The organism is Variovorax gossypii (assembly GCF_003965815.1).
GTDB lineage: Bacteria > Pseudomonadota > Gammaproteobacteria > Burkholderiales > Burkholderiaceae_C > Variovorax > Variovorax gossypii.
In genome coordinates this window covers 46,704-64,662 of sequence record NZ_RXOE01000009.1, presented here as the reverse complement: position 1 = coordinate 64,662, position 17,959 = coordinate 46,704, and the positions used below count along the sequence as shown (strand labels likewise).

Genomic DNA, 17,959 nt, shown 5'->3' with positions numbered 1-17,959 from the left:
CATGCGCAATCCAATTTCTTCGTCCTCGCTGTCGTCCTTCGTGCCCGCGAAGGCATCGCAGAAGCCGCGCGCTGCATCGCCGGCGGCAGCCGCCACGCCGCTGTCGGAATTCGGCCGCGAGATGCAGGCGGGGCTCGCGCGCTCGCCACGCAGCATCTCGCCGAAATTCTTCTACGATGCGGCGGGCTCGCAGCTGTTCGACCGCATCTGCGAACTGCCCGAGTACTACCCGACGCGCACCGAGCTGCGCATCCTCGGCGAGTGCGCCGGCGAGATCGCCGGGCAGATCGGGCCGAATGCGGAGATCGTCGAGTTCGGCGCGGGGTCGCTGACCAAGGTGCGGCTGCTGCTCGATGCGCTGGAGACGCCGAAGCGCTATCTGCCCATCGACATCTCCGGCGAGCACCTGGAGGCGGCTGCCGAGCGGTTGAAGGCGGACTATCCGGAGCTGGTGGTGCAGCCCATCGCCGCGGACTACACGATGCCTCTGGTGCTGCCTGCGCCGATGGCCGGGGCGGGGAGGCGAGTGGGGTTCTTTCCGGGGTCGACTATCGGGAACTTCGAGCCTGACGAGGCGCTGGCGTTCTTGCAGCTGGCTGCGCGGATGTTGCGGGGGGGCGGGTTGCTGATCGGGGTGGACCTTGTCAAGGATCCTGGGCGCCTGCATGCGGCATACAACGATGCGCAGGGGGTTACGGGGGAGTTCAACCTCAATCTGCTGCGGCGGGCGAATGCTGAGCTGGATGCGGACTTCGATCTTGATGGGTTCTCGCATGCGGCGTTCTATAACGCGCCTCGGCAGAGGATCGAGATGCATCTTGTGAGCCGGCGGGCTCAGAGCGTTTCTCTGAATGGGGAAGTGTTTGGGTTTGCGGAAGGCGAGACTATTCATACGGAGTACTCGCATAAGTTCACTGTTGAAGGGCTTCGGGCTCTGGCTGTGAGGGCTGGATTCAAGCCTGGGGCGGTTTGGGTGGATCCGGAGAGGCTCTTCAGCGTGCACTGGCTGGCTGCCTAGTTTTTTCCTTGTGAGGTGTTTGCTTTCCGAGGCCGGGACTCGCCCCGGCGGGCGACCTACTTTCTTTTGCTTCGCCAAAAGAAAGTAGGCAAAGAAAAGGCGACCCCACTGTCTGCGACCCCTTCGCTTCGCTACGGGGCAACCTGCGGTGCTCGCGTTTCGCGGGGTCCGCAGAACTCGCTTCGCTCAAACAGCTGCGGCCCTTATCCGCGAAACGCTGCGCTCCTCGGCGCAGCCAGAGGGGAGGGGGAACGCCCGGGCCATCGCTTTGCTCGGCCCCCAAGGCACAGCAGGCGCTTCGCGCCTGCTGTGCTTGGAACGAGGCGTTGGGGCGGCTGAAGCTTGAAGCGGTCGCGATTGGCTTGAGATTCCGGGCCGAGCGAAGCGAAGGCCAGTCCAGGTAGTTCAAAGGCCGAGCGCAGCGATGGCCTGCCCGGTCTCCAACTCCCTTCTGGCTGCGCCGAGGAGCGCAGACGTAGGAGGGATAAGGGCCGCAGCTGTTTGAGCGAAGCGAGTTCTGCGGACCCCCCCCTCCTACGTCGAGCACCGCAGGTTGCCCGCAGCGAAGCGAAGGGACGCAGACAGTAGGGTCGCCTTTCTTTTGCCTACTTTTCTTTGGCGAAGCAAAGAAAAGTAGGTCGGCCGCCGGGCCGAGACCCGGCCCCGAAAAGCAAACTCCCAGCAGGGGGTAGATAACCAGCACCAAGAAACCAAACCCACGGCAACGGCACAATAACCCCCACAGCGGCACCCGGCCGCCCCCGGAGACCCCCAACCCATGAAAGCAACCTGGAACGGCGTAACCATCGCCGAAAGCGACGACACCGTCCTCGTCGAAGGCAACCACTATTTCCCGATGAGCGCGCTCAACCGCGACTTCGTCACCTTCAGCAACCACAGGTCCACCTGCCCCTGGAAGGGCACCGCGAGCTACTACTCGCTCCTGGTCAACGGCGAGCTCAACACCGACGCCGCCTGGTACTACGCCGATCCGAAGCCCGAAGCCGAAGAGATCCGCGACCGCGTCGCGTTCTGGAAGGACGTGAAGGTCAGCGCCCAGTGACCACCGCCGCATTCACCCCCCCGTTCATCGCTCCCGCCGAGCTGCCCGCCGCGCTGCGCGACCAGGGCTATGCCGTGCTGAGCCCGCAGGGCGTCGGCGAATGGCTCGGTGTTCCGGTCTCGCAGCTCGAAGCGCTGCACCCGGACTGGAACGATCTTCCGCCCGACGATTACCTGAAGGACGGCGGCCGCTACCGCACCCGGCGCCATGCCTGCTTCACGGTGGAGGCCGACGAGCAGGCCACGCTGGCGCAGGTGCCGCATCGCGCGCATTGGCAGCCGGTCGAATACAACGCGCTGCATGGCGGCATGCAGCGCTGGTTCGCGCCGATGCTCGAAGCCACCGTCGCACAGCCCGTGTGGCATCGGCTGCTGCAGCAGCTGGGCAGGGCCAGCAGCGAGATGCGCGGCGAGGCGCAGCGCTGGTACGTGGAGGCGCATCAGTTCCGCATCGACACCGCGGGCGGCATCGGCCGTCCCACGCCCGAGGGCGCGCACCGTGACGGGGTCGATCTCGTGGCGGTGGCGCTCGTGGGCCGGCACGGCATCAAGGGCGGCGAGACGCGCGTGTTCGAAGCTAACGGGCGTCGCGGCGAACGCTTCACGATGACCGAGCCGTGGACGCTGCTGGTGCTCGACGATGCACGCGTGATCCACGAGTCGACGCCGATCCAGCCGCTCGAGGAGGGCGGCGAGGGCTGGCGCGACACGCTCGTGATCACCTGCAGGGCCAAGGGTTTCCAGGGGGATTGAACTCACCCTGCGGCGGGGCAGTCCTACAGCCTGCGGCGCGCAACAGCGGTTAAATTCGGGGCCGGCCCCATGTGGGCCGTGTGTCTGTCTGCGAACGAAAGCGAGGTCCCGCCATGTTCAATCACATCCTGGTTCCGATCGACGGCTCCGAAACTTCCATGCTCGCCGTCAGCAAGGCCAGCGGCCTCGCGCTGGCCTTCGGTAGCCGCATCACGCTGATCCACGTGATCGACAACTATCCCTTCATCGGCGTCGGCGCTGACTACGCGCTCGGCCAGAACGAATACCTCGCGGCGGCCACCGCCAGCGCCAATGCGGCTCTCGCGCGCGGCGTGGCGGCGCTCGCGGCCGAAGGCCTGCACAGCGACCAGCGCGTGATCGACGGCCACGTGGTGCACGAAGGCATCGTCGACACGGCCATCGCCATCGCGGCCGACCTGATCGTGATGGGCTCGCACGGCCGCAGCGGCATCGAGAAACTGCTGCTGGGCAGCGTGACGCAGCGGGTGCTGCAGGATGCGAACATGCCCGTGCTGGTCGTCAAGGGCGGCTGAGCGGCGGCATCCGCAACAACGGAAACCGCGGCGTAGCGGAATCGGGGATCAGGGGACGACGAAGCCAGACGGCCGCTCGAAGCAAAGCTCCTGCCCCGTCGCCGGATGCACGAACCCCAGCTCGCTCGCATGCAGCATCAGGCGCGGCGCCCGCGCCTGCAGGGCCGCGTCGCCGTACAGCGCATCGCCCAGGATCGGATGCCCGATCGACAGCAGGTGCACGCGCAGCTGGTGCGAGCGGCCTGTCAACGGCTCCAGCAGTACATGCGTGGCGGCGGGCTCTCTCGGCAACACCGAAAGCGCCTTCCATCGCGTGACGCTGGGCTTGCCGGCCGGGTCGATTTTCTGCAGGGGACGGCGCGGCCAGTCGGCCATCAGCGGCGCGTCGATCACCGACCAGTCTTCGCGCAGCGGCATTTCGCCGTCGACGACGGCTTCATAGCGCTTGTGCACCCGGCGCTCGGCGAATTCGGCGCTCAGCGCCCGCTGCATCTCGATGCCCCGTGCCATCACCACCAGCCCGCTGGTGGCCATGTCGAGGCGGTGCACGATCAGCGCGTCGGGCCACTGCCGCATGGCGCGTGCGCTCAGGCAGTCCTGCTTGTCTTCGCCGCGGCCGGGCACGCAGAGCAGGCCGGCTGGCTTGTCGAGCACCAGCAGGTGGGCGTCTTCGTGAACGGGTTGCAGCGGCGGCGGGGCGGTCATGGGAGCCGCCGAGTGTAGACAGCAGCCCGCGAGCCGGCGCGTGGGGCCGCCGCCGGCCCTCATGCCCTGCTCATCCGGGCTCGGCTATCCTCGGACGAATGTCCGGCCCCGCCCCAGCTTCCGCTTCCCCCTCTCCCGACGCCGCCCTGCAGGGTGCCGCGGCTTCTCCCCCCAGCTTCTCCGACCTGACGCGCGAACGCCCCTTCATGCAGATGTGGACGGCGCGCCTGTTCGGCACGGCCGCCTCGCAGATGCTGCTGGTGGCCATCGGCTGGCACATGTACGAGCTCACCGGCAGCGCCTGGGACCTGGGCCTGGTGGGCCTCTACCAGTTCGTGCCCGCGCTGCTGCTGGCGCTGCTGGCCGGACACATCGTCGACCGCCACCATCGCGGGCGCATCGTGGCGGCCTGCTTCGCGGTGCAGGGACTGGTGGCGCTCGTGCTGCTGCTGGCGGTGCTCGAAAAGCACGACACGCGCGGCCTGCTGCTGGGCCTGTCGCTGGTGCTGGGCGCGGTGCGGGCGTTCCAGATGCCGGCCCAGCAGGCGCTGACGCCGCTGCTGGTGCCGCCTGTCATGCTGTCGCGCGCGATGGCCTTCAGCTCGGCGGGCATGCAGGGCGCGATCATCGGCGGGCCGGCCCTGGGCGGGCTGCTGTTCGTGGCGGGCATGGCGGTGGTGTACGGCGCGAGCCTGGTCTTCTTCGCCGTCGCCTGCGCGCTGGTGCTGCGGCTGCGCTACGCCTACACGCCGGCCGCGCGCGAGCCGGTCACGCTGTCCACGGTGTTCGCGGGCGTCGACTTCATCTGGAAGCGCAAGCCGGTGCTCGGCGCGGTCTCGCTCGACCTGTTCGCGGTGCTGCTGGGCGGCGCGGTGGCGCTGCTGCCGATCTATGCCAAGGACATCCTGCACACCGGCCCCTGGGGGCTCGGCCTGCTGCGCAGCGCGCCGGCGGTGGGGGCGCTGGTGATGTCCATCGCGCTCACGCGCAGGCCGGTCGAGCGCAACGTGGGCCGCACGCTGCTGCTGGCGGTCGGGCTCTTCGGGCTGTGCATGGTGGTGTTCGGCATCTCGAAGAGTTTTGTCGTCTCGCTGGTCGCGCTTGCGGTCTCGGGCGGCGCGGACATGGTCAACGTGGTGATCCGCCAGACGCTGGTGCAGCTGGAGACGCCCGATGCCATGCGCGGGCGGGTGAGCGCGGTCAACTCGATCTTCATCGGCGCGAGCAACCAGCTCGGCGAATTCGAATCGGGCGCCACGGCGGCACTGCTCGGGCCGGTCGGCTCGGTGGTGGTGGGCGGAGTGGGGACGATGCTGGTCGCGCTGACCTGGTTCAGGATCTTCCCCTCGCTGGCGCACCGCGACCGGCTGGTGGTGGCGGCGCCTTCGGTCAGGCCGCCGGCCTGACGGCGATCAATCCGCGAACAGGGCGCGTGCGCCGGGCACTTCGAGCGTGATGTCGCCGAGCGCCTGCGCCACGCAGGGCAGGATCCAGCCCTCGGCCTTTTCCTCGGCGCTCAGGCCGGGCCATTCGATGATGTGGCGGGTTTCGCCCGCGAGCCGCAGGCAGATGCAGGTGCGGCAGGTGCCGTTGCGGCACGAACTCGGAAGCTCGATGCCGGCGGCTTCCGCGGCCTTGAGGAGGGTGATGTCGCCGTCGGTCTCGAAGTCGAGGCCCGAAGGCTCGAGCCGGACCTTCATGGCTGCTGCTGTTGTTGTTCGCGGCGCTGCTCGCGCAGCATGAAGAGATAGAGGCTCTCGACCTTCTCGCGCGCCCAGGGCGTCTTGCGAAGGAACCTGAGGCTGGAGCCCACGCTCGGGTCGTGCGTGAAGCAGCGGATGGGAACGAGCTCGCTCAGCCTCGGCCAGCCGTAGTGGCCGGCCAGCGCCGTGACGATGGCCTCCAGCGTGACCCCGTGCAGCGGATTGCGCGGCTGGGCCTGCCTGGCCGCGGGGGCGGGCGGTGGCGTGGGCGAGTCGTTCGTCACTTGCTTGCTTGTCTACTTGTTCTTGAGCTTGCCGCGGGGAATCACCTCGGTCGTGACCGTGCGGACAGGCTCGATTCCGCCGGTGCTCACGGGCTTGGGCGGCGAGGTGTCCTTCTTCGGTTTCTTCGCTTCCTTGTTGCTGCGCTGCTGACCCTTGGCCATGTCGGTTTCTCCTGTAGTTGCGACGTATGCGGGCTGCAGTTTAGCGGTGAGGCGACAATACGCGGTTCCATCCGATTTCCCGCATTCATGTCAGATTACGAAGTTCGCCCCGCGACCCTGCGCGACGCCAAGGCCGTCGCAGAAATCCACGCACTCTCCGTCAAGGCCGCCTACGAAGGCATCCTTCCCGAGGAAGAACTGCGCGCCCTGGCTCCCGCCACGCGCGAAGCCAAGTGGCGCGAGGCCATCGAGTACAGCGAACCCCAGGTCCATGTGGTGGTGCACGGCAGCGAGATCGTGGGCTTCGTGGGCTTCGACCGCTCGCGCGACCCCAAGACCCCGCCGACCACCGGCGAGATCTGGGCCATCTACGTCAAGCCCGAGCACTGGGGCAAGGGCGCCGGCGTGGCCCTCTGGGACGCCGCCCGCGAAGGCCTCGAGGACGAGGGCTGCACCACGGTCACCATCTGGGTGCCGATCCGCAACGACCGCGCCATGCGCTTCCACGAACTCGCGGGCTTCAAGCGCGAGATGAAGACCGCCAAGACCACCGCCATCGGCACCGTGCGCATCGAGGAAATCCGCCTCAAGCGCAACGTGGCCTGAGCCGGCGCGACGCCATGGACGCCGCCGGCGGTTCTTCTTCCCTCGGCCACGCCGCGCGTGTGCGTTCGCACCAGCGGCGCACGGCCGCAGTGCAGTGGATTCGTCGCACCCACGGCTGGTTCGGCCTCTGGGGCGCGGTGCTGGGGCTGCTGTTCGGCTTCAGCGGCATCTGGCTCAATCACCGCAACGTGATGAAGCTGCCGCAGGCCCAGGAGCGCACGCGCGCCCAGCTCGCGCTGCCCGACCCGGTGCCGGAAACGCCCGAGGCCATGAGCCGCTGGCTGCAGGAGGCGCTGCGCATGAGCGGCCCGCCCAACTCCAGCCGCATCGAGCCCTCCAAGCCCGTCGCCTGGGCCGACAAGGGCGACAAGAGCGCTCCGGCCCTCACTCAGCCCGCGCACTGGGTGTTCAACTTCGGCGGCCCCAACGAGATCGTGCAGGCCGAGTACTGGCAGGGCAACCGCTCGGTGGGCGTCACCACCACGCACAACGGCATCGTGGCCACGCTCACCAACATGCACAAGGGCGGCGCCATGCCGCTGCCGTGGATCCTGCTGGTCGACACGCTGGCCGGCAGCCTGATCTTCCTGTCGATCTCGGGCGTGGCGCTGTGGATGCTCACGCATCGCCGCCGTCGCGTGGGCCTGGCGCTGTTCGGTGCCTCGCTGGCGGCCGTGCTCGTCATCGCGCTCGGCGCTCTCTGAACCGCTCCCGGACCCGCTCCGGTGCCTGCTCGGGGAGCGCCCCCGTACGGGTATTGACGGGGCGGGCAGCGGCTGCGGATAAGCTCGCCGCTTCTTTTTCAGCCTGAATCCTGCCAATGGCCTCCAGCCTGCTCCTGCTGCTCGACGACATCGCGACCGTCCTCGACGACGTATCGGTCCTTACCAAGGTAGCCGCCAAGAAGACAGCCGGCGTGCTGGGCGACGACCTCGCGCTCAACGCGCAGCAGGTCACGGGTGTCAAGGCGGAGCGCGAGATTCCGGTCGTGTGGGCCGTGTGCAAGGGCTCCTTCATCAACAAGGCGATCCTCGTGCCCGCCGCGCTGGCCATCGGCACCTGGCTGCCCTGGCTGGTCACGCCGCTGCTGATGATCGGCGGCGCCTTCCTGTGCTTCGAGGGCGCCGAAAAGCTCGCCCACAAGTTCCTGCACAAGAAGGAGCACGACGCAGACACGCAGCGCCACGAGAAGGCCGTGGCCGACACATCTGTCGACGTGGTGGCGGTCGAGAAGGACAAGATCAAGGGCGCGGTGCGCACCGACTTCATCCTCTCGGCCGAAATCATCGCCATCACGCTGGGCACCGTGCAGGGCCAGCCTTTCACGACGCAGCTGAGCGTGCTGGTCGGCATCGCGCTCATCATGACCATCGGCGTCTACGGCCTCGTGGCCGGCATCGTGAAGCTCGACGACGCGGGCCTCTACCTGAGCCAGCGCGCCAGTGCTGGCGCACGGGCGCTGGGCCGCGGCATCCTGGCGGCAGCGCCCTGGCTCATGAAGGCGCTGTCGGTGGCCGGCACGGCCGCGATGTTCCTCGTGGGCGGCGGCATCCTGGTGCACGGCGTGCCGGCACTGGGCCATGCGGTCGAAGACTGGGCCAAGGCCACGGGCGGCGTGTTCGGCACGCTGGGCTCGATGGGCGTGAATGCCGGCGTGGGCATCGTGGCCGGTGCCATCGTGCTGGCGGTGGTGGAACTGGTCGGCAAGATGCGCGGCAAGAAGGCCTGACGCGCGCCTGCCGACTGCCAACGAAACCCGCCGCGAGGCGGGTTTTTTATTGCCGGCGCGATCTGCCGAGCTTCACCAGTTCGACCACGATCAGCGCCACGCCCAGCACCACCGCGAACCAGCCCACCAGATAGGCCCCCGCGACCATCTCGAACCAGCGCGTGCCCTGCAGGAAACGCGGCCCCAGCAGGACTGCGACGCCGATCACGAGGCAGAGGATGCCGCGTTCGAGCGTGCGGAGAGGTCGTTTGGGTTGCGCCATGGGTCTTCGTTCTTTCGCAGGAGTGCTGGTCGGTCAGTGCGTCATTTTCCCGCGCATCGCAGCCGGATGGCCCTGCAGCTGGAACGACTTGCCCGTCGGCACCAGCGTGTCTCCATCGAGCCGCAGGATCGTGATGTCCTGGTCGATGAAATTCCCCACGTACAGGTATTTCCCGTCGGCGCTCCACACCGCGCCTTCGGGCAGCCCGCGCACCACCACCTCGTTGGCGCGCGTGACCTTCTTGCCGTCGATCTTCAGCAGCACCACCGAGCCGTTGCGGTTGTAGAAGTAGGCGTTCTTCGCCGCGTTGCTGCCGCGCAGGATCACCGCCACGGCGTGCCGGCCGGTCGGGCTCACGGCCAGGCCCTCGGGGCCGTCGCCGACGACCACCTTGTCGATCACGCGCGGCGGCGCGGCTTCCATGTCGATCACGCTGACCGTGTCGACCTGGCCGTCGGAGGCGCCCGAGTTGCCGTTGTCGGCGGTGAGCGCGAGCTTGCCGTCGGGCGTCACGTCAACGTTGTAGGGCCACAGGCCGGCGGCGAGGTCGAGCTTGTTGTAGCTGACCTTCTCGCCGTTCACCTCGAGCAGCGCGATCTTGTGGCTCGGGAACTTGGCCGCCAGCGCGCGCTTGCCGTCGGGCGTGAAGCGCACGTGCGCCACCGAGTCGCCCATGGCGACGGTGTCGACCAGCGTCACCTTCTTGCCCGAGATGCGCAGCACGCTCACCGAGTTGTCGGCACGGTTGGCCACCAGTGCCAGGTCGCCCGTGCGGTTGATCGACAGGCCCGAGGGCTGCTTGCCGACCTGCAGCGTGTCGAGCAGCTTGGGCGGCGTGGTGGTCAGGTCGATCACGAAGAGCCGGTTGTCGGGCACCTGCTTGCGCGCGCCGTTCTCCTCGATCACGTTGAGCGAGTTGGCGACCAGCGCCAGCGTCTCGCCGGGCGTGATCGCGAGGTTGGTCGGCGGGCCGGCGATGGTGTTGTCCAGCTGCAGCGTGCCGAGCACCTTGGGCGCCAGCGGATCGGTGCCGATGTCCAGCACCTGCACGGTGTCGCGCCCCATCGGGCCGAGGATCACCGCGCCGGCGTCGTTCCACGACTGCTTCTCGTCGTTGGCGACCAGCATCAGCTGGCGCTGGGGCACGGTGGGGGTGAGGTTCGTGCAGCCGGCGAGTGCCGCGAGGGCAAGGGCCGCGAGCGCGGCGGGGCGGAACTTCATGGTGTGTGTCTCCGGTGTGGTGTTGTTGTGAGCGCGCATGGTAGCGAAGGGCGCCAAGGGCACGAAACCAAAGGCACGAAAGGTGGCCGGCACAATCGACGGCCCGAACCTCCCGAGGAAGGAAGACGCATGACCATCGAGATCCCGAAGGAAGCCCGCCAGCAGGCCATCACCTCCATCGAACGCTATTTCCGCGAGAACATGGAAGAGCCCATCGGCAACATCGCGGCCGGCGCGCTGCTCGGCTTTTTCCTCGAGGAGATCGGGCCGCTGGTCTACAACCGGGCGGTGGCCGAGGTGCAGGAGCGGCTGCAGTCGCGCATCTCGGAGATCGACCTCGAGGTGCACGAGGATGAATTCCAGTACTGGCGCAAGTACGACAAGCAGAAGAAGGGCCGCTAGCAAAGCCGGACGGCGTGGTGCCTGCGCATCGCGACTGGTTCAGAAATGCTTCAAAACGTTGCAGAATTCGAGGCCATGCACCTTCACCGCATCTCCCAACGCCGCGCACCGTCTCTTGCTCTGCGCGCCCTCGCGGCCTTGCCCCTCGTGCTCGCCGCATCCTTCGCCACCGCACAGCAGGACCCGTCGGGCTTTCCGCTCGACTCGGTCGGCTACCTGAACGAGGAGCTGCCCCGCATGGAGGCCGCCATCGCCGCCAAGGACCGCAGCTTCTTCCACGGCGCGATGGTCCGCACGGTGCAGTTCTCGGAGCGCTGGGGCTTCAAGAGCAAGGCCAATCCCGAGCTTGCCGCATACCCCATGTGCACGGCGGCGGTGATGGACTACGCTGTGGTCGGCATGTGCAGGCTAGCCCCTTCCGACGAGTGCGAACCGGGCCTGGCCTCGCGCTTCGACGCGAACGTGCAGCGCTGCCGGGAAGTGGCGGCAAGAAAGTAGCCGAACAACCGAAAGAGACCCTGCAATGGACTACGCCGCCCGCTACAAGACCCTCGCCATCGAGCGCCGCGGAGCGAACGGCGCGGTGCTCGACATCCGGATGCTGGCGGCCAACGGCAAGCTGCCCACGGCGGGCCATGACGGCCATCGCGAACTCGCCGAAATCTGGCGCGACGTGTCGGCCGACGACAGCGTGCGCTGCGCGGTGCTGCGGGGCGAGGGGCTGGGCTTTTCGGGCGGTGGCGACCTGGCCATGGTGCAGGACATGACCACCGACGACGCGGTGCGCCAGCGCGTGTGGCGCGAGGCGCGCGACCTCGTCTACAACATCATCAACTGCGACAAGCCCATCGTGAGCGCCATGCACGGCCCGGCGGTGGGCGCGGGGCTGGTGGCGGGGCTGCTCGCCGACATCTCCATCGCCACGAAGAACGCGAAGATCGTCGACGGCCACACCCGCCTGGGCGTGGCGGCGGGCGACCATGCAGCCATCGTCTGGCCGCTCCTGTGCGGCATGGCCAAGGCCAAGTACCACCTGCTGCTGTGCGAGCCGGTGAGCGGCGAGGAGGCCGAGCGCATCGGCCTCGTGTCGCTCGCGGTGGAAGAGGCGGAGCTCTTGCCGCGCGCCTACGAGGTGGCCGACCGGCTCGCGGCCGGCAGCCAGAGCGCCATCCGCTTCACCAAGTACGCGCTGAACAACTGGCTGCGCCAGGCCGGTCCGACCTTCGACGCATCGCTGGCGCTCGAATTCATGGGCTTCGCGGGGGCCGACGTGCGCGAGGGCGTCGCCTCGCTGCGCGAGAAGCGCGCGCCGGACTTCGGCTGACTGGCCTCGGATTGTTCGCGGGACACCGCGGAACCGGTTTTGCCGGGCCGCTGGTGTCGCCCCCTGAAAGGGGGTTGGCGAAGCGACACGAAGTGCGCGAAGACTGGGGGTCAGCTCGCTTTCAGGCCCTGCAGCGTCTGCAGCAGCACGACGCGGGTCTGGCCCAGGATCATTCCCTTCCACTCGTCGTTGTCGCAGTAGAAGCCGTCGCGCAGCCGCGTGCGGATCTCGCGCTTCTGCGCTTCCGGCGCCTCGGGGTGGCGACGCAGCCAGGTGTCGGCGCGCAGGCGGTCCAGCACTTCCAGATCGGGCAGCGTGCCGAACTCGAGGCCCATCGGCGCGATCTTCGCGTTCGGGCATTCGTCGTAGGCGGTCGAGATCACAGGGCCCGACACGTCCGCCGAGGCCGAGTCGCCGGCGAAGGGCGCGAACACGTCGGCGCCCCACCAGTCGTGGGCTCGCGCCAGGTCTTCGGGCGTGTTGCGGCCGGGGTAGATCTTTTCGCCGTGGCCGTAGGGGCCCAGGCCCGTGTGCACGTCGATCCAGCCGAGGTGCGTGGCAGAGGCGGCGTACTTGCGCAGGATCTTGCGGATGGTCCTGTTGCTCCACGAGGGCGCGGTGCCGCCGTAGAACAGGCCGTCGGGCGATGTGTACTGGCCGCGCGTCACGGCGGCGCGGAAGGCGCGCATGCCGTGCTTCGCCACGTAGGCCGCCACGGCCGCTTCGTCGGCGGGTGTCGGCGGCCAGGTCGCGGGCAGCACCAGCGGCTCGACATCGGCGTATTCGGCGTTCACCGGCAGCGGCGCGTCGAAGTCGATGTGGTTGCGGTTCAGGTCGATATTGTCTTCGTTCGTGCGGTGCAGGTGCGAGAAGCCGTGCGGGTTGACCGCGTGCACCAGCAGCAGCGAGACGCCGGCCTGTTCCAGGCGCGAGAGCAGGTCCGCGTCGTTGAGCGTGGCGACCTGCGTGCCCGAGCCGCAGAAGCCTTCGGGGCCGTGCGTGCCCGAGCTCACGAGCAGCACCTTCTTCGCGTCGATGGCGCCGATCAGCGCGACGTCGGTGGCCAGTTCTTCGCCGAGCGCGCCGCGGTGTGCTTCCAGCACGAACGATTCGACGGCCGCGCCGCGCTGCGCGGCGGCTTCGAGGAACTTGGCGCGGGCCTCGACGTAGGTGCCCGAGAAGAACCGCGTTGCTGCGGTGGCTTGTGCTTGCATGAGGTGGGGACTCCTGTGCTTGGAATGATGGGGAAGATCGTCAGGCCGATGCGGCGTGGGCGTCCGCGGCGTCGATGTCGCGGCCCGTATGGTCGCGCAGCCAGATCAGGCCCAGCAGCGAGACCACCGTCATCGCCACCAGGTACCAGGCGGGCGCGAGCTTGCTGCCCGTGGCGTTGAGCAGCCAGGTGCTGATGAAGGGCGCGAAGCCGCCGAACAGCGCCACGCCCACGCTGTACACCAGCGACATGCCGCTGGCGCGCACGGCCTTCGGGAACATCTCGGGCAGCATCGTGATGCCGGGCACCGTCTGCACGACCAGGCCGAAGCTGAACACGCCGAGCACCACGAACAGCACCGTGGGCGTGGGCGAGGCGTTGAGCCACAGGAAGCCCGGGTAGATCAGCACCGCCAGCGCGATGCGGCTCCACACGATCAGCGTCTTGCGGCCCACCACGTCCGACAGCTTGCCGACGAAGGGCGCGAAGGCGAACGAGATCAGCCCCGTGAGCGCTGCGCCGAAGAGCGCCACCGACGGCGTGAAGCCGAGCTCGCGCACGGCGTAGGTCGGCATGTAGAAGGTCACGACATACGCGGCCGTGGTGCCGCCCACCAGCGTGAGGATGGCGGCCAGCACCGTCTTGCCGTGCTGCGTGCAGACGATCTTCAGGCTGCTCTCGCGCGGCGCGGCGGCCTGTTCGGGCGAGACGTGCAGCGATTCCTCGAGGTGGCGGCGGATGTACATGCCCACCGGCGCGATCAGCATGCCGATGACGAAGGGCACGCGCCAGCCCCAGCTCTGCATCGATTCCGTCGACAGCGTGAAGGTCAGCAAGCCCACCACGACGGCGCCGAGCATCACGCCCAGGCCCTGGCTGGCGAACTGCCAGCTCGCCATGTAGCCGCGGTTGGCCGGCGTGGCGTGCTCCACCAGCAGCGTGGTCGATGCGCCGACCTCGCCGCCGGCCGAGAAGCCCTGGATGAGCCGTGCCAGCACGATGACGATCGGCGCCGCGACGCCGATGGAGGCATAGGTGGGCGTGAAGGCGATGAGCGCGCAGCCCAGCGCCATCAGGAAGATGGTGAGCGTCATGGCCTTCTTGCGGCCCGCGCGGTCGGCATACGCGCCGATGACGATGCCGCCCAACGGCCGCATGATGAAGCCCACGCCGAAGCTCGCCACCGTCAGCAGCAGCTGGCCGTAGGAACTGAAGGTCGGAAAGAACAGCTTGCCGATCACGAGCGCCAGGAAGCCGTAGACGGTGAAGTCGAAGAACTCCAGCCCGTTGCCGATGGTGGTGGCCACGATGGTCTGGCGGCGGCGCGCGGGAGAAGAGGACGGCGCGGGCCGGGTGCTTGGGGTGCTCATGTGTCTCCAGTGTTGGCTTGCTTTTCGGAATGTCGGTCGAAGGTCTACGCCTTGGCCGCGCCGGATGCTAGAGATTCGCCGCTGTCATGAAAAGACAATAATTGGGCGTCGAAGATAACTTTTTGTTTTCATGAAACCCAACCAGCTGCATGCCTTCGTGGCCGTGGTCGAGCAGTTGAGCATCCGCGCCGCCGCGCGCGTGCTGGGCATCTCGCAGCCGGCCGTCACCAAGATCGTGCGCGAGCTGGAGCGCGAGGTCGGCGCGCCGCTGGTGGAGCGCAGCGTCAAGGGCGTGCAGCTCACCGAGTTCGGCAAGGCCTTCGCGCCGCGCGCACGGCTGCTGCTGGCCGACATGCAGCGCGCCCGCGACGAGATCGCGCAGATCCGCGACGGCCTCACCGGCAAGGTGGCGCTGGCCGTCAGCACCTCGTTTGCGCTCACGGTGCTGCCGGCCGCCTTCAAGGACTTCCACGCGCGCCTGCCGGCGGTCGACGTGCAGTTCAGCGAAACCGTGCTGCCCTGGATGCTGGCCCGCCTGCGCGAAGGCTCGCTCGACTTCGCGGTGGCGCACGTGGTGCCGGGCCGGCTCGACCCGCAGTTCGAGGCGATGGAGCTCTTTCCGGTGAAGCTGGTGGTGGGCATGCGCGAGCGCCATCCGCTGCGCGGCAGCCGCTCGATCCGCGATCTGTACAAGGCCGAGTGGATTCTTCCGGGCGACGACCACTTCAGCGGCCGGGAGGCCGTGTCGCCGCTGCTGCCGCTGGGCCTGCCGCCGCCGGCGAGGGTGATACAGGGGCAGTCGGTCACGGTGGCGCTGGCGCTGGTCGGGCAGATGGACCTGGTCGGCCTGTTCGTCGAGCCGCTGGCCACGCTGACCTTCAAGCGCCACGGCATCCGCCGCGTGGAGATCGAGGAGGAGCTTCCGATGCTCAGCGTGAGCGTGATCAAGCGCCGCGGGCAACTGCTGACGCCGGCCGCGCAGCATTTCGTCGAATGCATCCAGCGGGCCTCGGCGGCGGCGATGGCCGGCTAAGGCGAAGGCGGAAAGTCGACGCCGGTTTCGCCGGACTTCCAGGGCGCGTACTTGTGCATCGCGCGCTCGAAGATCCCGGAGGCGGTCCAGCCCGAGAGCCAGGCCTGCAGGCGCGGCCTCGGCTGCGAGTCGAACCATGCCCGATCGACCATCGCGAACTGGCGCACGAAGGGCATGACGGCGGCGTCGGCCAGTGTCGCGTGCGAGGCGGCCAGCTGCGGCGAGCGGGCCAGCCTGGCCTCTAGGTCGCGCAGGAAGGCGGCACCGCGCTCGCGAGCGGTTTCGCCGCCGTCCGCGTGGCGCTCGGGGTACTTGTAGCGGTCGAGCTGGGGCTTGAACTCGTCGTCGCACGTCGCGACCAGCGCGAGCATGTCCTGCAGCGTGCCGTTGGCGGGCTGCAGCCAGCGCAGCGGGTCGTCGCGGCGCAGGGCCCACAGCATCACGTCGAGGCTCTGCTCCAGCACCGTGCCGTCTTCCGCGAGCAGCACGGGCACCGTGCCCTTGGGCGATGCCGTGAGCATCTCGGCGGGCTTGTTGCGCAGCACCACCTCGCGCAACTCGCAACGCTGTCCGGCGGCGACCAGCGCGAGGCGGGCGCGCATCGCATAGGGGCAGCGACGGAACGAATAGAGAACGGGCAGGGCGGAAGGCATTCGATTCGGACAGGCGAGGCGGCCGATTTTCGGCCATGCCCGGGCGGGTTTTTCAACACAATCGGTGCCCATGGCCGAACGCCTCTTCCTCCGGCTCGACGACGACCCCTTGCACGGGCCGGAATCGGGCGTGCCTGCCGGCACGCTGCGCGCGTTTCCGGTCGAGGCCGCGCTGCGCGGGCATGTCTCGCACGTGATGCTGTACCGCGAGAGCTTCGCCGACGGCCACGAGGTGCATGAGCGCGTCTTGCCTGACGGCGCCGTGCGGCTGGTCTTCAACTTCGGCGATGCGCCCTCCGTCGGCGACGAGCAGGGGCAGGCGGTGGAGGCCATCGGTGCCTCGACCACGCCGGTCGTCGTGCGCATGCGGCGGAAGGTGGAAGGGCTCTCCGTCACCCTTCGCCCCGGTGCCGCCGCCGCGCTGCTGGGGCTGCCGGCCGGGGAGATCGGCGGCACGGCCGTGCATCTCGATGCGCTCTGGCGCGGCGAAGGCACGGAACTGCTCGAACGCATGATCGATGCGCGGGACGACGCGGCGCGGGTGGCGCTGCTGCAGGCCGTGCTGCAGCGCAGGCTTCGCGACGGCAATCCGGGGGGCAGTGCCGGCAACGCCGGTGCCATGCATGCCGCGCAGCTCATCGCCGACTCGGGCGGGCGGCGTCCGTTGCGCGAGGTGGCGGCCGCCGTCGGTGTCGGCGAACGGCGCCTGCAGCAGCTCTTCCATGCCCATGTGGGGCTCTCGCCGCGTGCCTGGGGCCGGCTCGCGCGCATGCACGGCTGCCTGCGGGCGCTGCGCCTGCAGTCCTCGCCCGCCTGGGCCGAGGTGGCGCTGGAGGGCGGCTTCTACGACCAGTCGCACCTGGTCAACGAGTTTCGCGCGCTGTGCGGCGTCACGCCGACCGAGTTCCTCGATCAGGCGGTTTCGGGTTCTTCCAAGACGGCGGTTTGAGCGCTGGCTATCTTCATCCGCTCCGAGGCCAACGGATCAAAGGAACGAACAGGATGAACGACGAAGAAAACACGGCAGGCCGCCCGCTGAATGACTGCGTGGCGGTTGTGACCGGCGCGAGCCGCGGCGCGGGACGCGGCATCGCAGTGGAGCTGGGCGCGGCCGGCGCCACCGTGTACGTCACCGGGCGCAGCACGCGCGAGCGGCCCGCCGACACCTACGGCCAGCTGCTGGCACTTTCCGACATGGCGACGGTGCCCGGCAGCATCGACGACACGGCGGACGAGGTCACGCGCATGGGCGGGCGCGGCATCGCGGTGCGCTGCGATCACACGAACGAAGAGGAGGTCGCCGCGCTCTTCGCCCGGGTGGAGCGCGAGGCCGGCCGCGTCGACCTGCTCGTGAACAACGCCTGGGGCGGCCACGAGACCTTCAACGGCGTGTTCGAGGCGCCGTTCTGGGAGCATCCGCTCGCCAACTGGGACTCGATGTTCGACCGCGGCGTACGCAACCACCTCGTGGCCAGCCGCTGCGCCGCGCCGCTGATGGTGCGGCGGAAGAAGGGCCTGATCGTCACCACCACCTTCTGGGACCGCGGCCACTACCTGCGCGGCAGCCTCTTCTACGACCTGGCCAAGGCGTCGATGACGCGGCTGGCCTTCGGCATGGCGCAGGACCTGAAGCCGCACGGAGTGGCATCGGTGGCCGTCTCTCCCGGCTGGATGCGCACCGAGTTCGTGCTGGCCGGCCACAAGACCGACGAGGCGCACTGGCAGGAGCGGCCCGCGCTGTCGCGCACCGAGTCGCCGCGCTACCTGGGGCGGGCCGTCGCGGCACTGGCCGGCGACCCGAAGGTCATGGACAGGAGCGGCGAGGTGCTCCGCGTGGCCGACCTCGCGCGCGAGTACGGCTTCACCGACATCGACGGCCGGCAGGTCGCGGCCTTCGAGATGTAG

At 68.7% G+C, this 17,959-nt stretch carries 23 protein-coding genes; 14 read left to right on the top strand and 9 right to left on the bottom strand.

Annotated elements, in window-relative coordinates; genetic code table 11:
- Window position 1: 1 nt before the first annotated feature.
- From egtD to EJP69_RS25455, 4 genes are all read left to right on the top strand, one after another.
- Complete coding sequence (egtD, locus tag EJP69_RS25480; RefSeq protein WP_126473049.1) at window positions 2-1,018, top strand: L-histidine N(alpha)-methyltransferase; 1,017 nt, start codon at window positions 2-4, stop codon at window positions 1,016-1,018.
- 778 nt (window positions 1,019-1,796) lie between these two features.
- Window positions 1,797-2,081 carry a DUF427 domain-containing protein gene (locus EJP69_RS25465; RefSeq protein WP_093204311.1) on the top strand — a complete coding sequence of 95 codons (285 nt, stop codon included), beginning with the start codon at window positions 1,797-1,799 and terminating at the stop codon, window positions 2,079-2,081.
- The gene (locus EJP69_RS25460) at window positions 2,078-2,833 is read left to right on the top strand and encodes a 2OG-Fe dioxygenase family protein (protein ID WP_093204314.1); all 756 of its coding nucleotides are present in this window, start codon (window positions 2,078-2,080) and stop codon (window positions 2,831-2,833) included. The genes EJP69_RS25465 and EJP69_RS25460 overlap by 4 nt, the downstream gene beginning before the upstream one ends.
- Before the next feature lie 113 nt (window positions 2,834-2,946).
- A complete protein-coding gene (locus EJP69_RS25455) occupies window positions 2,947-3,387 on the top strand; it encodes a universal stress protein (protein ID WP_007833935.1) in 441 nt (146 codons plus the stop codon).
- A 48-nt stretch (window positions 3,388-3,435) separates the two neighbouring features.
- Here the strand turns inward: EJP69_RS25455 and EJP69_RS25450 are convergent, their stop codons facing one another.
- Window positions 3,436-4,092, bottom strand: a complete 657-nt coding sequence (locus EJP69_RS25450; RefSeq protein WP_126473047.1) for an RluA family pseudouridine synthase — start codon at window positions 4,090-4,092, stop codon at window positions 3,436-3,438.
- Between the two features lie 206 nt (window positions 4,093-4,298).
- Here EJP69_RS25450 and EJP69_RS25445 point away from each other — a divergent pair, with 206 nt between their 5' ends.
- Window positions 4,299-5,498, top strand: a complete 1,200-nt coding sequence (locus EJP69_RS25445) for an MFS transporter (protein WP_093204320.1) — start codon at window positions 4,299-4,301, stop codon at window positions 5,496-5,498.
- Window positions 5,499-5,504: 6 nt separating this feature from the next.
- On the opposite strand, the gene EJP69_RS25440 is transcribed toward EJP69_RS25445, so the two are convergent.
- The 3 genes from EJP69_RS25440 to EJP69_RS29575 are packed head-to-tail and all read right to left on the bottom strand — an operon-like array spanning window position 5,505 to window position 6,241.
- Window positions 5,505-5,792 (bottom strand): 2Fe-2S iron-sulfur cluster-binding protein, encoded by a 288-nt coding sequence (locus EJP69_RS25440; RefSeq protein ID WP_093204323.1) that lies wholly within the window; start codon window positions 5,790-5,792, stop codon window positions 5,505-5,507.
- Window positions 5,789-6,079, bottom strand: coding sequence for a VF530 family protein (locus EJP69_RS25435; protein ID WP_093204327.1), 291 nt, complete (start codon window positions 6,077-6,079; stop codon window positions 5,789-5,791). The genes EJP69_RS25440 and EJP69_RS25435 overlap by 4 nt, the downstream gene beginning before the upstream one ends.
- A gap of 12 nt (window positions 6,080-6,091) precedes the next feature.
- Window positions 6,092-6,241 carry a hypothetical protein gene (locus EJP69_RS29575; RefSeq protein WP_170217229.1) on the bottom strand — a complete coding sequence of 50 codons (150 nt, stop codon included), beginning with the start codon at window positions 6,239-6,241 and terminating at the stop codon, window positions 6,092-6,094.
- A gap of 87 nt (window positions 6,242-6,328) precedes the next feature.
- Between EJP69_RS29575 and EJP69_RS25430 the strand changes: the two genes are divergently transcribed.
- The 3 genes from EJP69_RS25430 to EJP69_RS25420 all read left to right on the top strand — a co-directional run bounded on the left by EJP69_RS25430 (window position 6,329) and on the right by EJP69_RS25420 (window position 8,576).
- Window positions 6,329-6,847, top strand: a complete 519-nt coding sequence (locus tag EJP69_RS25430; RefSeq protein ID WP_093204330.1) for a GNAT family N-acetyltransferase — start codon at window positions 6,329-6,331, stop codon at window positions 6,845-6,847.
- A gap of 14 nt (window positions 6,848-6,861) precedes the next feature.
- The gene (locus EJP69_RS25425; RefSeq protein WP_093300873.1) at window positions 6,862-7,551 is read left to right on the top strand and encodes a PepSY-associated TM helix domain-containing protein; all 690 of its coding nucleotides are present in this window, start codon (window positions 6,862-6,864) and stop codon (window positions 7,549-7,551) included.
- Between the two features lie 116 nt (window positions 7,552-7,667).
- Window positions 7,668-8,576 carry a DUF808 domain-containing protein gene (locus tag EJP69_RS25420; RefSeq protein WP_093300871.1) on the top strand — a complete coding sequence of 303 codons (909 nt, stop codon included), beginning with the start codon at window positions 7,668-7,670 and terminating at the stop codon, window positions 8,574-8,576.
- Window positions 8,577-8,622: 46 nt separating this feature from the next.
- On the opposite strand, the gene EJP69_RS25415 is transcribed toward EJP69_RS25420, so the two are convergent.
- Both EJP69_RS25415 and EJP69_RS25410 read right to left on the bottom strand, forming a co-directional pair.
- A complete protein-coding gene (locus EJP69_RS25415) occupies window positions 8,623-8,838 on the bottom strand; it encodes a hypothetical protein (protein WP_093300870.1) in 216 nt (71 codons plus the stop codon).
- Window positions 8,839-8,871: 33 nt separating this feature from the next.
- Window positions 8,872-10,059 carry a lactonase family protein gene (locus EJP69_RS25410; RefSeq protein WP_126473045.1) on the bottom strand — a complete coding sequence of 396 codons (1,188 nt, stop codon included), beginning with the start codon at window positions 10,057-10,059 and terminating at the stop codon, window positions 8,872-8,874.
- A 129-nt stretch (window positions 10,060-10,188) separates the two neighbouring features.
- Between EJP69_RS25410 and EJP69_RS25405 the strand changes: the two genes are divergently transcribed.
- The 3 genes from EJP69_RS25405 (at window position 10,189) to EJP69_RS25395 (ending at window position 11,785) form a co-directional block, all read left to right on the top strand.
- The gene (locus EJP69_RS25405) at window positions 10,189-10,461 is read left to right on the top strand and encodes a DUF2164 domain-containing protein (RefSeq protein WP_093204347.1); all 273 of its coding nucleotides are present in this window, start codon (window positions 10,189-10,191) and stop codon (window positions 10,459-10,461) included.
- Between the two features lie 75 nt (window positions 10,462-10,536).
- Window positions 10,537-10,959: a hypothetical protein gene (locus tag EJP69_RS25400; protein WP_093204350.1), complete on the top strand. Its 423-nt coding sequence runs from the start codon at window positions 10,537-10,539 to the stop codon at window positions 10,957-10,959.
- 25 nt (window positions 10,960-10,984) lie between these two features.
- Window positions 10,985-11,785 (top strand): enoyl-CoA hydratase/isomerase family protein, encoded by an 801-nt coding sequence (locus tag EJP69_RS25395; protein ID WP_093204352.1) that lies wholly within the window; start codon window positions 10,985-10,987, stop codon window positions 11,783-11,785.
- A gap of 110 nt (window positions 11,786-11,895) precedes the next feature.
- Here the strand turns inward: EJP69_RS25395 and EJP69_RS25385 are convergent, their stop codons facing one another.
- Window positions 11,896-12,999 carry a M14 family metallopeptidase gene (locus tag EJP69_RS25385; RefSeq protein WP_126473044.1) on the bottom strand — a complete coding sequence of 368 codons (1,104 nt, stop codon included), beginning with the start codon at window positions 12,997-12,999 and terminating at the stop codon, window positions 11,896-11,898.
- Window positions 13,000-13,039: 40 nt separating this feature from the next.
- On the bottom strand, window positions 13,040-14,368 hold the full coding sequence (locus tag EJP69_RS25380) for an MFS transporter (RefSeq protein ID WP_093204357.1): 1,329 nt from the start codon (window positions 14,366-14,368) through the stop codon (window positions 13,040-13,042).
- Window positions 14,369-14,498: 130 nt separating this feature from the next.
- Here EJP69_RS25380 and EJP69_RS25375 point away from each other — a divergent pair, with 130 nt between their 5' ends.
- Window positions 14,499-15,401: a LysR family transcriptional regulator gene (locus EJP69_RS25375; protein ID WP_126473042.1), complete on the top strand. Its 903-nt coding sequence runs from the start codon at window positions 14,499-14,501 to the stop codon at window positions 15,399-15,401.
- On the opposite strand, the gene EJP69_RS25370 is transcribed toward EJP69_RS25375, so the two are convergent.
- Window positions 15,398-16,054, bottom strand: coding sequence for a glutathione S-transferase (locus EJP69_RS25370; RefSeq protein ID WP_126473039.1), 657 nt, complete (start codon window positions 16,052-16,054; stop codon window positions 15,398-15,400). The genes EJP69_RS25375 and EJP69_RS25370 overlap by 4 nt on opposite strands.
- Before the next feature lie 70 nt (window positions 16,055-16,124).
- Here EJP69_RS25370 and EJP69_RS25365 point away from each other — a divergent pair, with 70 nt between their 5' ends.
- Both EJP69_RS25365 and EJP69_RS25360 read left to right on the top strand, forming a co-directional pair.
- Window positions 16,125-17,003, top strand: a complete 879-nt coding sequence (locus tag EJP69_RS25365) for an AraC family transcriptional regulator (RefSeq protein WP_126473037.1) — start codon at window positions 16,125-16,127, stop codon at window positions 17,001-17,003.
- Between the two features lie 53 nt (window positions 17,004-17,056).
- Window positions 17,057-17,959 carry an SDR family NAD(P)-dependent oxidoreductase gene (locus EJP69_RS25360; RefSeq protein WP_126473035.1) on the top strand — a complete coding sequence of 301 codons (903 nt, stop codon included), beginning with the start codon at window positions 17,057-17,059 and terminating at the stop codon, window positions 17,957-17,959.

Excerpts from the sequence above, each read along its gene's own strand:
- egtD (WP_126473049.1), top strand. The coding sequence starts at position 2 with ATGCGCAATCCAATTTCTTCGTCCTCGCTGTCGTCCTTCGTGCCCGCG.
- EJP69_RS25465 (WP_093204311.1), top strand. The coding sequence starts at position 1,797 with ATGAAAGCAACCTGGAACGGCGTAACCATCGCCGAAAGCGACGACACC.
- EJP69_RS25455 (WP_007833935.1), top strand. The coding sequence starts at position 2,947 with ATGTTCAATCACATCCTGGTTCCGATCGACGGCTCCGAAACTTCCATG.
- EJP69_RS25450 (WP_126473047.1), bottom strand. The coding sequence starts at position 4,092 with ATGACCGCCCCGCCGCCGCTGCAACCCGTTCACGAAGACGCCCACCTG.
- EJP69_RS25445 (WP_093204320.1), top strand. The coding sequence starts at position 4,299 with ATGCAGATGTGGACGGCGCGCCTGTTCGGCACGGCCGCCTCGCAGATG.
- EJP69_RS25440 (WP_093204323.1), bottom strand. The coding sequence starts at position 5,792 with ATGAAGGTCCGGCTCGAGCCTTCGGGCCTCGACTTCGAGACCGACGGC.
- EJP69_RS29575 (WP_170217229.1), bottom strand. The coding sequence starts at position 6,241 with ATGGCCAAGGGTCAGCAGCGCAGCAACAAGGAAGCGAAGAAACCGAAG.
- EJP69_RS25430 (WP_093204330.1), top strand. The coding sequence starts at position 6,329 with ATGTCAGATTACGAAGTTCGCCCCGCGACCCTGCGCGACGCCAAGGCC.
- EJP69_RS25425 (WP_093300873.1), top strand. The coding sequence starts at position 6,862 with ATGGACGCCGCCGGCGGTTCTTCTTCCCTCGGCCACGCCGCGCGTGTG.
- EJP69_RS25420 (WP_093300871.1), top strand. The coding sequence starts at position 7,668 with ATGGCCTCCAGCCTGCTCCTGCTGCTCGACGACATCGCGACCGTCCTC.
- EJP69_RS25415 (WP_093300870.1), bottom strand. The coding sequence starts at position 8,838 with ATGGCGCAACCCAAACGACCTCTCCGCACGCTCGAACGCGGCATCCTC.
- EJP69_RS25410 (WP_126473045.1), bottom strand. The coding sequence starts at position 10,059 with ATGAAGTTCCGCCCCGCCGCGCTCGCGGCCCTTGCCCTCGCGGCACTC.
- EJP69_RS25405 (WP_093204347.1), top strand. The coding sequence starts at position 10,189 with ATGACCATCGAGATCCCGAAGGAAGCCCGCCAGCAGGCCATCACCTCC.
- EJP69_RS25400 (WP_093204350.1), top strand. The coding sequence starts at position 10,537 with ATGCACCTTCACCGCATCTCCCAACGCCGCGCACCGTCTCTTGCTCTG.
- EJP69_RS25395 (WP_093204352.1), top strand. The coding sequence starts at position 10,985 with ATGGACTACGCCGCCCGCTACAAGACCCTCGCCATCGAGCGCCGCGGA.
- EJP69_RS25385 (WP_126473044.1), bottom strand. The coding sequence starts at position 12,999 with ATGCAAGCACAAGCCACCGCAGCAACGCGGTTCTTCTCGGGCACCTAC.
- EJP69_RS25380 (WP_093204357.1), bottom strand. The coding sequence starts at position 14,368 with ATGAGCACCCCAAGCACCCGGCCCGCGCCGTCCTCTTCTCCCGCGCGC.
- EJP69_RS25375 (WP_126473042.1), top strand. The coding sequence starts at position 14,499 with ATGAAACCCAACCAGCTGCATGCCTTCGTGGCCGTGGTCGAGCAGTTG.
- EJP69_RS25370 (WP_126473039.1), bottom strand. The coding sequence starts at position 16,054 with ATGCCTTCCGCCCTGCCCGTTCTCTATTCGTTCCGTCGCTGCCCCTAT.
- EJP69_RS25365 (WP_126473037.1), top strand. The coding sequence starts at position 16,125 with ATGGCCGAACGCCTCTTCCTCCGGCTCGACGACGACCCCTTGCACGGG.
- EJP69_RS25360 (WP_126473035.1), top strand. The coding sequence starts at position 17,057 with ATGAACGACGAAGAAAACACGGCAGGCCGCCCGCTGAATGACTGCGTG.